The organism is Roseofilum sp. Guam (assembly GCF_017746735.1).
GTDB classification, from domain to species: Bacteria; Cyanobacteriota; Cyanobacteriia; order Cyanobacteriales; family Desertifilaceae; genus Roseofilum; species Roseofilum reptotaenium.
Window position 1 is genome coordinate 22,385 of sequence record NZ_JAGHZN010000022.1, and the last position, 14,664, is coordinate 37,048.

Here is a 14,664-nt window from a genome sequence, read left to right on the forward strand (position 1 = left end):
TAGTCCCATTATAGTACTGTGCGGAAATAACCTACATACCAATGACTGGCAGATCCAGAACCCATGGGAGTTAATAAAGGGACGGTATTGCCTCTCGCTAGCTCAATGGGTTCATTGGGGCTAAAGGTAACATACCCTAAATGATCGCTACATTCAGGAAGCCTTGATGAACACGATGACCATCGTAGGATAGCCAAGAGCATCAACCCAGAACGAATCATCCATTCATTTTTCTATATCATGTCTGAGACTGCCTATTTTAAGAATCGCGCTATGCTTCTTTTAAGATGGTACGTCGTTTATGATCCTTGATTAGTTTTCCTGTATGATGCCCGATCCGATTGCGTCGTCTTCCGCTTCCCTATCTCCTAGTTCTCAAGGTAAGCCTCGCCATTCCCTAGAGCAACCGCCCTCAACTTTAGAGCCTTCAGAGTTTAATCCAGAGCGGTGGTCGAGTAAACCATCGCCATCTGGGGATTGGATTATGGTAGTGCCGATCGCTGTCATGTTTGTGGGATTATCGCTTCATAATTTCTGGATAGGCTTTTCTGGGGCAGCCGTTGCCTTTGCGCTCTCCTTGCGATTAGTTTGGCCGACATTAACTCGAACGCTCAAAGATCTGACTGCCCAACAGCGATCACAACTTATCGGATTTACCGGTTTATTTATTTCCCTAGCTGGACTCCTCAATTATTTAGGACTGTATCGCGCTATCAGTAACTGGCTCAATCAAGTCAAATGGGATGAATTTGGGTCTTGGGCTGAATGGGTGGGTGCTGTGGGACAAATTATGATCGCCATTTTGGCCGTTTATATTTCTTGGCGACAATATGTGATTTCCAAGGATTTAACCATTCAGCAAAATACCATTACTCAACAGCAAACCATTGATGCTTTTTTTCAGGGCATCTCTGAACTGGCATTAGATGATGAGGGGATGTTAGAAGATTGGCCTCAAGAGCGCTGTTTTGCTGAAGGCCGAACTGCTGCTATTCTCAGCAGTGTCAATGCTGCCGGGAAAGCCAAGGTCATTCGGTTTTTATCCCAATCTAATTTACTCACGCCCTTGCGCCGGGATTATCATTTGGGGCGACCGATTTTTGATGGACGAGGAGGATATCAGGAAGACCGGCTTAATGGGATTCGAGTGATTAATTTGGGAGTGATGTTAGCTGGTGTAAATTTAGCTCGTACAGACCTGCGATGGACGGATTTAAGTGAGGCCTATTTAGTCCGCACGGATTTAAGAAATGCGGATTTAACTAAGGCGAATTTATCTCGAACTGTACTGTATCAAGCGAATTTAGCGGGCGCTGACTTAAGAGGGACACAGTTCTTTTATGGATCGGCACAAACAGCTACCCCCCGCGATCGCCAACATCCACCCAATTACAAAACCGGACAATATACCGGTGCAGTGGTCGAAAATGCTGATTTTTCTGGCGTTCAGGAACTCTCAGAAGAACAACGCTATTACTGCTGTTCTTGGTGTGGAGAAGCCTCGCGACAAACGATTCCCGGAGGGTGTGAGGGGATTACGAATTTGTTAGGCCGGTGACCATCGATCTGTGGCGATCGCCTTTTCTCAAATACTATAAACTAGGAAAAGCAGATTTTGCAGATTATTTAATTGCTGCGATCGCTCGTCAAGCAGGTTGTACAGAAACCCTGAGTTTCGATCGCAAGCTGACCAGGAAAAAAGGGTTTCGTTATCTAGAGTAGCAAACGAAAAATTTTTGAAAAATCAATCTTGCATCCTGTAATTCACTCCCCCCATTCCCCTATCTCCCTATCCCCCTATCTGCCGTGAGAGAAAGGGCTGGGGGATAAGGGAAACTAGCCCGGAGGCCAGTCCAGAGCGCGTCCTCCGAGAATATGGATGTGCAGATGATCGACGGTTTGACCTCCGTCTACTCCGTTATTAATCACGACTCGATATCCATTGTTACTCAGTCCCGCTTGCTCGGCTACTTGTTTAACCTTGAGTAACAAATGACCCATCAAGGCATGATCTTGGGATTCAGCATCGGCTAATTTGGGAATCACCTTTTTGGGAATCACCAGAATGTGAACGGGAGCTTGGGGAACAATATCATTAAATGCCAGACAAAGGTCATCTTCATAGACAATATCTGCTGGAATTTCCTTACGGATAATCTTACTAAAAATAGTTTCGCTCATGGTATCGAAGGGCGATAAGTTGAATTGCTCTCATCATACAGCGCTTCGCGCTCCCCCTCGCGTAGTCTAGAAACCCGGTTTCTTAACCCCCCGCGTTAATCCAGGTTGTATAATTAAACCAAAAGTGCGATTCACTGAAAACCCAAACGCTCATCCGACAGATTCACCATGGTTGCCTTGTCTCCAGAACTGAAAACCCGACTCTCTTCTCCTCTGAAAATTGGCACAGTAGAAGTCAACTCTAGGGTCTTACAATCGCCCCTATCTGGGGTGACGGATTTGGTCTTTCGTCGCCTGGTGCGTCGTTATGCGCCCAGTTCCATGATGTATACGGAAATGGTGAACGCTACGGGATTACACTATGTGCGCGAGTTACCGAAACTGATGGAAGTAGACCCGAATGAGCGCCCCATTAGTATTCAACTCTTTGACTGTCGCCCCGATTTTTTGGCCGAAGCGGCACGAATGGCCGTGGACGAAGGAGCGGATACAGTAGATATTAATATGGGCTGTCCGGTCAATAAGATTACGAAAAATGGGGGTGGTTCGTCTTTATTGCGCGAGCCGGAAGTGGCGGAGGCGATTGTGCGAGAAGTGGCTCAAGCGGTTGAGGTTCCGGTAACCGTGAAGACGCGCATTGGCTGGTCAAATCAAGAAATTAATATCCTGGAGTTTGCGCAACGGATGCAGGATGCGGGGGCAAAAATGTTGACGCTCCACGGTCGGACTCGCGCCCAGGGGTATAATGGGCCGGCCCGTTGGGAATGGATCGCGAAGGTTAAGGAGATTTTGTCCATCCCAGTTATTGGCAATGGGGATATTTTCTCTGTGGAAGCGGCAGTACGCTGTTTGGAGGAAACCAAAGCAGATGGGGTGATGTGTTCGCGAGGGACGTTGGGGTATCCGTTTTTGGTAGGAGAAATTGATTATTTCTTGAAGACGGGAGAAAAATTGCCCGAACCAACGCCGATCGCCCGTTTAGAATGTGCCAAGGAGCATTTACGAGCCTTGTACGAGTATAAGGGCGATCGCGGCATTCGTCAGGCCCGCAAGCATATGACTTGGTACGCGAAGGAGTTCTATGGTGCGGGAGAACTGCGCGGTAAGTTAGCGCGGATTGAATCTGTGGAAGACGGGGTAACCTTATTAGAAGGGGCGATCGCCAAACTGATGGAATTAGACCTCGATCCTGCTCCTGTACCCGTGGGTTAGTTTTCCCCAGTTTCCGGGAGATAGCCCGCAGTTGGGTGTATGGTCAAGAATGGCATTTAGACAGGAATGTGGTTATGAAAGCGCTAAAAATGGTGGCTTTAGTCGGAGGAGTGGCGATCTCTACCGTAACCGGAGCAATGGTTGCCACCAACCCCAAATCCTCCAACTATGAAGAGTTTGCCTCCCAACAGTTAGTCGAATACCTCCAAGAAAACGTTTGCGACAAAGCCGATCAAAGCTTTGGCAACATCCTGCAAGAATCTTGCGATAACTTCCTCCAAGAAGCTCGACCCCAACTGCAAACCATCATTGCCCAACGCACCGAGCGTCAAGACTATATACTGTTTAGTGTCTATCGAACTAATCTATCAATTGCCGCCTTTCTGCCTGCTTACGAATTTGAAACCCTAGGAGTTTTTTCCCATTTCCATATCTTGAAGGCAGAAGAAAGATCCGCCCAATAACGTCACTTTCGTTGTCAGGATATCCCCATGAGTTACTGTGTTAACCCCGAGTGCAAATCCCCCCAAAATCCCGATAACACTAAATTTTGCTCCAGTTGTGGCACTTCCCTCTATCTCCGACAACGCTATCGGCCGATTAGTCAACTGGGTCAAGGGGGATTTGGTAAAACCTTTATTGCTATTGACGAAGATATTCCGTCCCAACCTCTCCGAGTCGTCAAACAACTCTATCTCAAGGGGTTTAGCGATCAGGTCGTTCATAAAGCTCAACGGTTATTTCGTCAAGAAGCTGTTCGTTTAGATGAGCTAGGAAAACACAATCAAATTCCCGATTTACTCGCCAATTTTGAACAAGATCAACAGCTTTATTTAGTGCAAGAATTTGTAGACGGCCCAACCCTCACTCAGGAATTGCAACAAAAAGGGGGTTATGAACCCGAAGAAATTGAACAACTGCTGCGAGATCTTTTACCCGTTTTACAGTTTGTTCATGATAATCAGGTCATTCATCGGGATATTAAACCTCAAAATATCATCCGCCGCAAAAAGGATAATCTACCCGTATTAATTGATTTTGGCGTATCGAAATGGGTTTCACAAACCACCTTAAACCAAACCGGAACGATCGTTGGTAGTGCAGAATATATGCCCTTAGAACAGTTGCGAGGGAAAGTTTTTCCAGCCAGTGATTTATATAGCTTAGGAGCCACTTGTCTCCATTTGTTAACCGGACTACCTCCCTTAGAACTCTATGATATTGCGAATGAAAAATGGGTATGGCGAGACTATTTACTTCCAGAAAAACGGGTGAATTTAACATTAGCCCAAACCCTCGATCGCATGGTTGCCCGGAATTTAAAACAACGCTTTCAATCAGCCTCAGAAGTACTATCTGTATTATCAGTTTCTCCTGGTTCCTTCACCTCTATAGCAGCTTCCAAATCCCAAAAACCTAAATCTCAAAAACCGAAACCTCTCACTTCCCGTCCCTCTTCAAGTCGCACCGCTATCAGTAACCAACCCACAGAAATCACCCCTAAAGCATTTAACCCCCTTCATATGGTTAAAACTTGGGTTTTTGGCTCCTCCGAACTCCCCGTAGAATTGAAGTCTGCTGTGGGCGTTGATTATACAAAATTGCAAAATCTACTGCAAATGAAGCGCTGGAAAGCAGCCGATCAAGAGACCTGGAATTGTCTTCATAAAGCATCGGGTAAACCGATCAGCTCTTTTTTAGATCCCCGTAATATAACGGATATTCCTTGTGAAGATTTTCAGACTGTCGATCGACTGTGGGTTGAGGCCAGTGAGGGACGCTTTGGGTTTACGCTTCAGTTTCAGGTCTATCAACAAGCAGGAGAAGAGTATTTCCCGTTTTGCCAAGCCCTGAAGTGGCCCTTGCGGCCCAGTGGCAATACGGAGGACTATATTCAGTATAAAAGTATTGCTCCCGTCGCTCACCTTCCCTCTCCCGCTCGCTTCAAAGGATCGGATTGGTCAAAGCATGTAGAGGCGATCGTTTCTAAGTGTATTATTTGTGGATTGGTTTAGAGTTTTTGAGTTTTCTGTTATATTTTCTTAAGGAATATATAAGGATACTTAGGATATCTTTTATTGCCTTTCACCTCTTGCCTGTTGCCGGTTGCCGGTTGCCTTATTATATATAAAAAAACAATAAAGATGGTAGCATTAAAGCCTCCTCGACCTCAAATTTTAATTATTGATGATTCCATGAACAACCTGCATGTTCTGTGCAGCGCCCTCAAACAAGCAGGCTATAAAGCTCGTGGTGTCAAAAATAGTAAGATGGCTCTGATTAGTATTCAAGCTGCTCCTCCGGATCTAATCTTACTTGATATTAGAATGCCCGATCTTAATGGCTACCAAGTCTGTCAACGGTTAAAAGAAAACCCAAGAATGTCTCATATTCCCGTAATTTTCATTAGTGCCTTGGATGATCCTATTGACTTAATCCGAGCCTTTGAAGTCGGAGGATGTGACTATATTACCAAACCCTTTCAGATTGAAGAAGTTTTGGTCAGAATCAAGCACCAATTAAGAATTCAGACTTTAGAAAAACAACTCCTCGATCAAAATCACCAATTACAATACGAAATCGAACAGCAGGAAAAAACTCAAAAGGCACTCCAGGAGTCAGAAGAAAAATTTTCTAAAGCTTTTTTACTCAGTCCTTATCCCATGGCGATCGCCGCATATCCTGATGGAGAATTCATCGATCTCAATCAAGCTTTTCTAGATATTACGGGATATTCTAAAGCAGAAACTATCGGTAAAACTCCGATAGAGATGAATTTGTGTACTAATTCTAACCAAGGAGATCTGCTCTTAGAAGAACTCAAGCGATCGCAGCGCCTCCAAAACTACGAACTCCAAGTTTTAACCAAAACCTCAGAAGTACGCACGGTTCTCCTTTCAGCCGAATTACTTAACTTACAAGCTAAATTTTATATCTTGTGTCTATTTAATGATATTACTGAACGCAAAAAAATAGAAATCGAACACAACCAAGTATTAACGGAGTTAAAGGAGAAAATCAAACTCGAAAGAGCCACCCGTCAAATCCTTGAACGGATGCGCAGTACCCTAGATATGGAACAAGTGTTCTACACCATCACCGAGGATATCCGCCAAACCCTACAGTGCGATCGCGTGGGTATATTTCGCTTTAATCCGGACTGGAGTGGCCAATTTGTGGCCGAATCTGTGGGCAAAGGTTGGGTATCCGTAATGGCTAACTCCTTTGTCTCTCTAGAGAGCGATCGCTGTTTCGTCAATCTCTATACCCCAGACCCTCCGATCATCACCGATACCCACTTCCAAAACAACCGCAGCGGACGCTACAAATACCCAACAACCTATTTCTGCGTTCCCGACATCGAACAAGCAGGATTCAACGACTGCTATCTCGATCTCCTGCACCAATTCCAAGCAACAGCCTATCTGACTGTTCCCCTATTCACCGAAACCGAATTTTGGGGACTCCTAGCCTGTTATCAAAACTCTAGTCCCCGCTTCTGGACAGACAGTGAAATTCATTTTGTGGTCGAAATTGGCGAACAACTTGGCATCACTTTGCAACAAGCCAAAGTCCTCGAAACTGCCCAACGACAATCCCAAGAACTAGCCCAGGCCAAAGATCTCGCCGAAGGAGCCAACCAAGCAAAAAGTGAATTCTTAGCCAAAATGACCCATGAACTGCGAACTCCCCTCAACGGTATTTTAGGCTTTACCCAAATTCTGCAACAAGATACAAACCTCAGTCATGGAGTTCAAGACTACTTAAGCATTATTCACCAAAGTGGCGAACATCTATTGCACTTAATTAACGATGTTTTAGATATGTCCAAACTTGAATCTGGGCGCATCAAACTCTATCCCCAACCCTTCGATTTCTACCAATTTCTCGACTCCCTAAGCCGTCTCATCCGAACTCGAGCCACAACCAAAGGACTGACTTTTCAATTAATTCAGGAAGAGAATATCCCCAAAACCATCCAAACCGATGAACATAAACTTCGCCAAGTCCTGATTAATTTACTCGATAATAGTATTAAATTCACTCCTTCAGGCATTATTACCCTCCGGATTTCTTGCCCTTCCTATTTATGCTTCGAGGTAGAAGATACAGGGATTGGCATGTCTTCAGAATTCTTATCCACCCTATTTAATCCATTTTCTAACCCCCCGTCCCAAGACGGAACCGGGTTAGGTCTGGCCCTGAGTCAAAGATTAGTCAATTTAATGGGAGGACAAATTAAAGTCAAAAGCCAAGTGAACCAGGGGTCTCGGTTTAGCTTTCAAATTCCTTTTATTCTGGACAAAAGTATTCATCCTAATGAGGAGAGTAGCCCTTCCCCAGTCATTGGACTCGCCCCGAATCAACCGAACTATCGTATATTAGTAATTGAAGATCACTGGGCCAGCCGACAATACTTGGTGAATCTACTACAATCCGTTGGATTTCAAGTCCGCGAAGTCACTCAAACTGAAGAAGCCATAATTCTATGTAAAAACTGGTTACCCGATTTAATTTTGATGGATATCCAACTCTCGGCAATCTCTAGTCATACCCTCACTGAGACCATTCGAGCCACACCCAAAGGCAAAGAAACCGTGCTAATTGCTCTGATCCCTGAATTGGTCTCAGATCAACTCGGAGATCTTAGAGCAGATGGGTGGGATGACTACATGAAGCAACCCTTTCAAGAAGAAGTCGTGTGGCAAAAAATTGCCCAGCATTTAGGAGTTCATTATCAATATGCTAACTCATTGGACTCTACCTATCTGACTCCAGAATTGACGGAATTTTCTAGTGTAGATTGGATAAAGTCTAACCCCGATCCAACGATTGAGAAGGATTCAGACCACTTAAAAGAACGGTTAACACAAATGTCTCCAGATTGGATCGATCGGTTATTCCAAGCGGCTCGTAAGGGGTCGGATTCAGAAATTCTTGATTTAATTCAATTCATTCCTTCTGAACACCAAAGTTTAGCTGATAGATTAGAAAACTGGTCGAATAACTTTCAATTTGATCGAATCCTAGGTCTGGTAAAAAATGTTGCCCATTCCCAAGAAATACTATGAATATGAACTCTCAACTGATCAATTATGCAGAAATTTTAGTTGTTGATGATAACGTCGTCAATGTGCGCTTATTATCAGATATTTTAAGTGGTATGGGCTATGAAGTTCGCAAAGCATTGAGTGGAAAAGCAGCGATTGACTCCATTTATAGTTGTTTGCCTGACTTGATTTTATTAGATATTAGAATGCCAGAAATGGATGGATATCAAGTATGTGAAGCCTTAAAAAGCGATCCTAAAACCTATGATATACCCATTATTTTTATTAGTGCTTCAGATGATACGTGGGATAAGGTGAAGGCATTCCAGTTAGGAGGGGCAGACTATATTACGAAACCATTTAAGAATGCTGAAGTTTTGGCTAGAGTGAAAAACCATTTACACATTCGTTCTCTGCAACAGCAACTGATTGAAAATAATGAGAAATTGACTCAAGCCAATCACGAACTAGAGAAATTTACTTCTGTAGTCTCCCATGATTTACAGCAACCGATGCAAAGTATCTTAGGATTTGCTCGCATTCTGGAGTTTACGTTAAAAGATAAATTAGAACCCGAAGAATATACTCATTTACAAAGTATTATTAGTGCGGGCGACCGCATGAAACGATTAATCCAGGATTTATTGATCTATGCCAAAATGGGACAAGAGCAGATCGCTTTAGAACCGGTTGATTGTAATGAAATTATTGGGCAAGTGAAAGAAAACTTAGCCAGTGCGATCGCCGAACGAAATGTGAATCTTATTTGTTCTTCATTGCCCACGGTGCAAGGGAATGAACTTCAGCTTGTTCAACTGTTTCAAAATTTAATTAACAATGCGATTAAATTTACAGCTCCAGATCGACAACCAGAAATTCAAATCAAAGTGGTCATTCGGAAAAACAAATGCTTAATTAGTATCAAAGATAATGGTATTGGTATCCCCCCAGACAAAACCGGAGAAGTTTTTCAAGTCTTTAAGCGCTTTCATGACTCCAAAAAATATAGTGGTCATGGCATTGGGCTAGCTACATGCCGCAAAATTGCTGAGAACCACGGCGGTAAAATTTGGTTTAAATCAGAAGTTGATGTGGGAACATCCTTTTATTTCACTCTCCTAATGTCTGGTGCTGAAGAAGAGATTCAGGAAGTAATGGAGTGATTAGGTCTAATAAACTCTCAAAATCAAACCCATTCAATTTCTGCTCAATGAATTGTATGAGTTCAGCTCGATCGCCTGGCAAATCTTCAATTAGCTCTAGAATCCTTTGATCGTCCAAGGTAATGGTGGCATGGTATATGTCTTCGAGCCATAGCTCTGGCATCGTCAAAAATATGCTAACATCAACCGTTTCCGCATGGATTGGCTCTGAGAAAATACTGATTCTTAATGGATCTTCATAGGTATACTCTAAGGATAAAAATTCAGCAATAGTCGTCAAAAGAATAGACTCTTCAAGGGGTTTATAGAGTATGCGATCGTAACTGATTTGAGCGTTTAACTGGTCTTCATCCTCAAAGACCATGGCTGTGATCGCGATAATCGGTATAGACTTTTCCTGAGTGATAGCACAAATTTGTTCAATAGTTGGATATCCATTCTGATAGGGCATTCGCAAATCCATCAAAATCAGATCTGGATTAAAATGGTGCCATTGGGCGATCGCCTCTTTGCCATTGGCTACCCCCTCAACCACAAATCCTACTATTTCCAGCAACGTAACCAACCATTGGCGATCCTCTGAGTAATCGTCAATCACTAAAATGCGATAAGACGGTTGATCCGGTGCTAAACCCTTTACCCGTGGATGGTCTTGATGTCCTTGGTTCTTGAGTAAACACTCTGGTTCTACCGGAATCTGAAACTTAAAAATACTACCTCGATCGACGACACTCGATACGCTTAACTTACCCCCCAATAACTCCACAAACTTATGGCTAATCGATAGGCCTAAACCGGTTCCCTGTTGGGAGGCTAACCCTGTTGAAGTCTGCTGAAAGGGTTGAAACAGTAACTCAATTTCCTCTGGGGGAATTCCTGGGCCAGTATCTTCTACTTCAAAAGCTAATAAATGCTGTTCTTCCCGCTGTTCAATATAACCCACCCGTAAAATAACTTGTCCACGAGTGGTAAATTTAATCGCATTACCGAGCAAATTAATCAAAATTTGCCGTAACTTCCCTTCATCTGTTTCCAAGCATTCGGGCAATCGAGTTATCTTTTGCACTTCAAAATGGAGCTGTTTTTCTGCTGCTTTCAGATTTAACATCTGATAGAGACTCTCGAGGAAAACTTGTATATTAATCGAGGTAGGATTGACCTCGATATAACCCGCTTCAACCTTGGATAAATCTAAAATATTATTAATTAGCCCTAATAAATGTTCTCCACTGTGATAAATGATGTTGAGATAATTTTCGTGTTCGTCAGAGAAATAAGCATCTCGCAGGAGAACCTGAGTAAATCCTAAAATGGAATTCAGGGGGGTTCTTAATTCATGACTCATATTGGCTAAAAATCGACTTTTGGCACGGCTGGCAGATTCCGCCTGTTCTAGAGCCAGATCCCGTTCTAATTCTACCTGCTTGCGTTCGGTAATATCACGGGCAATCAAAATAACTTGATCCTCTAACATAGGAGATAAGGTCGCCGAAAACCAAACCTTGGAGTCTTCAAGATCGAGAGCATAATCTAAAGTAAGGGTAATTTGATCGGTTACCACCTGTTGTAACTGCTGACAGAGTGTTTCTCGTTGCTCTCCATAAATAATCTGATTAATGGTTTCCGAAATGAGTTCGACTCCCTCTCCCAAAGCCGGAGCCGTGGGACTCATTTTAATGGTTTCCCCCACTTGATCCAGGACTAAGACAATATCTCCCATCGCTCCAAATACAGAGCGCATTTCCATTTCTGAAGTCTGGATTTTTTGTTCTAAAAGCCTGCGATCGCTAATATCGAGGAGAATGCCAAATAATCCCCTCACCTTACTATCCATCCCTAAAATCGGTTGCACTCGCAGCTCACAATAGCGCAGTTGTCCATCGCCACTATAGAGAGCTAATTCCCATTCTTGGGCCCTTCCTGTGGCGATCGCCTCTTGGATACGCTGGTGAAACTCCCGGCGATCTTGGGCAGGGAGCTTTTTCAACACTTGTGCATAGGTCAACCGTTGGGGATCAATCCCTAAAATACGATAGGTTTCCTGCGATCCTCGAATTTCCTGACTGAGGCGAATCTCTTCCTGACGCTCCCATTCCCAACTGCCAAAGTGGGCAATCCGCTGTACTTCTAATAAGGATGAATTTCCGGAGAGCAAATACTCTGAAGAAGTAGATGGGGAGAGAGGTTGTTGCCATAGATAACATTCTGGACAGGGTAGGAGATAGGCAGATTTTTCCCTTAATTGATCTCTTAGCTGATGCTGATGCAGTTGCCCTTCAATCGCACTGACAAGATCCATGGGTTGACTGGAAGAGAGAAAGCTTACTCCCTGAAGAACTAATCTTTTGACGGTTGCTAAATCGACTGAATCGTTGGTTAACACCAGTAAAGGAATACCATGAGTTTTTGGATCGGATTTGAGGCTTTGGTAAACCGGTTGCCAATAATGGGCAGAATGGGATTGAATTAAGACTAAATTCGGTAGAAAGTCTGAGGGGATACGATCTTCCCAATTCGGGAAAATTTGAACGTCATACCCAAGTTGAACTAACTGGTTTTGTATAATTTCTCCTTGGCTAGGATAACGGGTAATGAGAGCCAGGCGATCGCCGCTCGAGATCTCAGCCCTTTGAGTATCCCTACTATGGGTTCTATCCGTCAGATCGTCTCTCATGGCGAGAATGTCCTTGGCATCAACAGAGCTGTAGATGAGGATTGAAACTCAGCTTCAGTCATCTTTGAGTTACTGAAGTAGTCTATCAAGAATATCTATTCGCTGTATAAGAATCAAGCTCGGATCAGAGGAGTGAGATAATCAGATAATATGTAAAAATTCAAGTCAAATCCTGAATCCGACCCCTGGGGTAACTGGTTCAGTCGATTGGAGATCGCTTCAGGGATAGCCGTTGAACACTTGAGGGATTCCCATTGTGCGATCGTGAGCCTCTTCTTTGTGGTGTGTAACAACTATTGTCCAGTTCCCCTGGTTATTTCCTCTTTCCACGCTCCAAAGCACGAATAAGCCATAACTATGAGAATTTTAATCACCGAAGATGACCCCATTTTAGCACCCATGCTCAAGAAAGCCTTAACGCACCAACATCATGTAGTTGATATTGCTCATGATGGGGAAATTGGCTGGGAATATGCTGATACTCTCACCTACGATTTAATTTTATTAGATATCGATCTCCCCAAACTAGATGGATTAAATTTATGTTATCGTTTGCGACAAGAAGGATATCAAGGTGCAATTATCTTATTAACTGCCAAACATGAGAGTACCTATAAAGTCAAAGGTCTAGATGCTGGAGCCGATGATTATGTAGTCAAACCTTGTACCCTAGAAGAACTGAATGCTCGGATTCGGGCCGTAATGCGCCGTCAGCAAACCTATACCCAATCGCTGTTAATCTGGGGGGATTTATCTTTAAATCCGAAAACTTTCGAGGTTACTTATCAACAAAAAAACCTTTCTCTATCAGCAAAAGAATATAGTTTGCTGGAATTATTTTTACGCCATCCCCAGAGAATTTTTAGTAGCAGTAGTATTTTAGACTATTTATGGTCATTTCCTGATAGCCCAGGGGAAGATACGGTGCGGGCCCATGTGAAGCGCCTGCGACGCAAATTAAAAAATGTAGGTGCAGATGGGGTCATCGAAACCATTTATGGTATGGGTTATCGTTTGAAAACCGTACCCCCTAAAGCAGCAGAAGAGCCAAGCCCTACCCCCCCTGTCATCCCGATCGCTGAACCTCAGAAACTCAAGACTCCAGAAGCTCAAACTGAGGCAGCGATCGCCGAATTATGGGAGTCTTTCAAAGGGCCGATTCTAGAGCGGTTAACCCTTCTAGATGATGCGATCGCTGACTTAGAACAAGGTACCTTATCAGAAGATATGCGCCAGGAAGGACAACGCACCGCCCACAAATTAGTCGGCTCTTTGGGCATGTTTGGCTATCCCCAAGGATCGGAAATCGCTCGGTTAATAGAAATGATTTTCCAATCCGATAATGTTAGGCAGAAAGGGCACGAGTTGCGATCGCATCTAAGACACCTGCAAACCCTGCTTACTCCCCCTGAACAACAGACAGCCCAGACAGAAGAAAGCTCTATACAAACCAAGGAAGCGGGATCTCTGGATTTCCGAGATCGTCAAGACTCCGATCTTCCTGCTCCCCTAGTTGTCCTCGCCGTTGACGATGATCCCTTAATCCACCAACGACTCACCACCTGCCTTCCTCCCTGGGGAATTGATGTGATCCCCTTGGGAGACCCCCATAACTTTTGGAAAACTCTCAAGCAAGTTCAGCCCCATCTGCTGATTTTAGACATTGATATGCCCGAGATTACTGGATTAGAGTTATGTGAAGCCGTTCGTAACCATCCAGATTGGAATAACTTACCCATTCTGTTTTTGACCACCTACAAAGATCCAGAAACCATTAATCGCCTTTATTCTCTGGGTGCAGATGATTATGTGAATAAAACGGCAACCGATTCGGAATTAGTCACCCGTATTTTAAACCGTCTGGAAAGGTATCAACTCCTGCAATCTCGCTTAAATCTATCTTCTCAAATTGATCCCTACGACGAATTAACGGACGTTATGCGTCGCTATCGAGCTTGGACACAACTTGAACATCAGTTAGAGCGATGTCATCAAGACCGTCAGTCTCTCGCTGTAATTATTCTCGATATCGATCGCTTTCGACAGATTAATCAACAGGGAGGCTATCGATTAGGCGATCGCGTCCTCAAAAATATTGCCCAAATTTTACTCGAGCAAGTCCCCCCAAAAACATTAATTACCCGATGGGGAGACGATCAATTTTTATTAGCTGCTCCCGGACTCAATCCTCGACAAACTGAGCGATTAATCCAACAGATCCTCATTCAAGTAGATCGGATGGATATTGGTGGTTTAAAACCGATTAAAATTACCCTCAGTAGTGGCTGTGCCCAATTTCCCGATCACGGTCAGGAATTAGAGCAACTTTGTCAACGGGCAGAAAACGCTCTACATTTAGCCCAAAAAAAGGGGGGGTAGAGGC

At 43.8% G+C, this 14,664-nt stretch carries 11 protein-coding genes; 8 read left to right on the top strand and 3 right to left on the bottom strand.

The features are described from left to right. Window positions 1–8: 8 nt before the first annotated feature. Window positions 9–221: a hypothetical protein gene (locus tag J7529_RS10425; RefSeq protein WP_318728907.1), complete on the bottom strand. Its 213-nt coding sequence runs from the start codon at window positions 219–221 to the stop codon at window positions 9–11. Between the two features lie 107 nt (window positions 222–328). Here J7529_RS10425 and J7529_RS10430 point away from each other — a divergent pair, with 107 nt between their 5' ends. Continuing rightward, the gene (locus J7529_RS10430; protein ID WP_413038865.1) at window positions 329–1,558 is read left to right on the top strand and encodes a pentapeptide repeat-containing protein; all 1,230 of its coding nucleotides are present in this window, start codon (window positions 329–331) and stop codon (window positions 1,556–1,558) included. Then, on the top strand, window positions 1,555–1,722 hold the full coding sequence (locus tag J7529_RS10435; RefSeq protein ID WP_318728909.1) for a hypothetical protein: 168 nt from the start codon (window positions 1,555–1,557) through the stop codon (window positions 1,720–1,722). Before J7529_RS10430 ends, J7529_RS10435 begins: the two co-directional genes overlap by 4 nt. A gap of 114 nt (window positions 1,723–1,836) precedes the next feature. On the opposite strand, the gene J7529_RS10440 is transcribed toward J7529_RS10435, so the two are convergent. Continuing rightward, window positions 1,837–2,181, bottom strand: a complete 345-nt coding sequence (locus J7529_RS10440) for a histidine triad nucleotide-binding protein (RefSeq protein WP_318728910.1) — start codon at window positions 2,179–2,181, stop codon at window positions 1,837–1,839. Window positions 2,182–2,349: 168 nt separating this feature from the next. Here J7529_RS10440 and dusB point away from each other — a divergent pair, with 168 nt between their 5' ends. The 5 genes from dusB (at window position 2,350) to J7529_RS10465 (ending at window position 9,607) form a co-directional block, all read left to right on the top strand. After that, window positions 2,350–3,393 carry a tRNA dihydrouridine synthase DusB gene (gene dusB / locus J7529_RS10445; protein WP_318728911.1) on the top strand — a complete coding sequence of 348 codons (1,044 nt, stop codon included), beginning with the start codon at window positions 2,350–2,352 and terminating at the stop codon, window positions 3,391–3,393. A 74-nt stretch (window positions 3,394–3,467) separates the two neighbouring features. Beyond that, window positions 3,468–3,857, top strand: coding sequence for a DUF4359 domain-containing protein (locus J7529_RS10450; RefSeq protein WP_318728912.1), 390 nt, complete (start codon window positions 3,468–3,470; stop codon window positions 3,855–3,857). 27 nt (window positions 3,858–3,884) lie between these two features. Further along, window positions 3,885–5,408, top strand: a complete 1,524-nt coding sequence (locus J7529_RS10455; protein ID WP_318728913.1) for a serine/threonine-protein kinase — start codon at window positions 3,885–3,887, stop codon at window positions 5,406–5,408. Window positions 5,409–5,537: 129 nt separating this feature from the next. After that, window positions 5,538–8,465 (top strand): response regulator, encoded by a 2,928-nt coding sequence (locus J7529_RS10460; RefSeq protein ID WP_318728914.1) that lies wholly within the window; start codon window positions 5,538–5,540, stop codon window positions 8,463–8,465. Then, a complete protein-coding gene (locus J7529_RS10465) occupies window positions 8,462–9,607 on the top strand; it encodes a sensor histidine kinase (protein WP_271937817.1) in 1,146 nt (381 codons plus the stop codon). Before J7529_RS10460 ends, J7529_RS10465 begins: the two co-directional genes overlap by 4 nt. Here the strand turns inward: J7529_RS10465 and J7529_RS10470 are convergent. After that, the gene (locus J7529_RS10470; protein ID WP_318728915.1) at window positions 9,555–12,281 is read right to left on the bottom strand and encodes an ATP-binding protein; all 2,727 of its coding nucleotides are present in this window, start codon (window positions 12,279–12,281) and stop codon (window positions 9,555–9,557) included. The genes J7529_RS10465 and J7529_RS10470 overlap by 53 nt on opposite strands. Before the next feature lie 357 nt (window positions 12,282–12,638). Here J7529_RS10470 and J7529_RS10475 point away from each other — a divergent pair, with 357 nt between their 5' ends. Next, on the top strand, window positions 12,639–14,660 hold the full coding sequence (locus J7529_RS10475) for a response regulator (protein WP_318728916.1): 2,022 nt from the start codon (window positions 12,639–12,641) through the stop codon (window positions 14,658–14,660). Window positions 14,661–14,664: the final 4 nt, after the last annotated feature.

Coding starts and splice junctions, on each gene's coding strand:
- J7529_RS10425 (WP_318728907.1), bottom strand. CDS start 221: ATGATTCGTTCTGGGTTGATGCTCTTGGCTATCCTACGATGGTCATCG.
- J7529_RS10430 (WP_413038865.1), top strand. CDS start 329: ATGCCCGATCCGATTGCGTCGTCTTCCGCTTCCCTATCTCCTAGTTCT.
- J7529_RS10440 (WP_318728910.1), bottom strand. CDS start 2,181: ATGAGCGAAACTATTTTTAGTAAGATTATCCGTAAGGAAATTCCAGCA.
- dusB (WP_318728911.1), top strand. CDS start 2,350: ATGGTTGCCTTGTCTCCAGAACTGAAAACCCGACTCTCTTCTCCTCTG.
- J7529_RS10450 (WP_318728912.1), top strand. CDS start 3,468: ATGAAAGCGCTAAAAATGGTGGCTTTAGTCGGAGGAGTGGCGATCTCT.
- J7529_RS10455 (WP_318728913.1), top strand. CDS start 3,885: ATGAGTTACTGTGTTAACCCCGAGTGCAAATCCCCCCAAAATCCCGAT.
- J7529_RS10460 (WP_318728914.1), top strand. CDS start 5,538: ATGGTAGCATTAAAGCCTCCTCGACCTCAAATTTTAATTATTGATGAT.
- J7529_RS10465 (WP_271937817.1), top strand. CDS start 8,462: ATGAATATGAACTCTCAACTGATCAATTATGCAGAAATTTTAGTTGTT.
- J7529_RS10470 (WP_318728915.1), bottom strand. CDS start 12,281: ATGAGAGACGATCTGACGGATAGAACCCATAGTAGGGATACTCAAAGG.
- J7529_RS10475 (WP_318728916.1), top strand. CDS start 12,639: ATGAGAATTTTAATCACCGAAGATGACCCCATTTTAGCACCCATGCTC.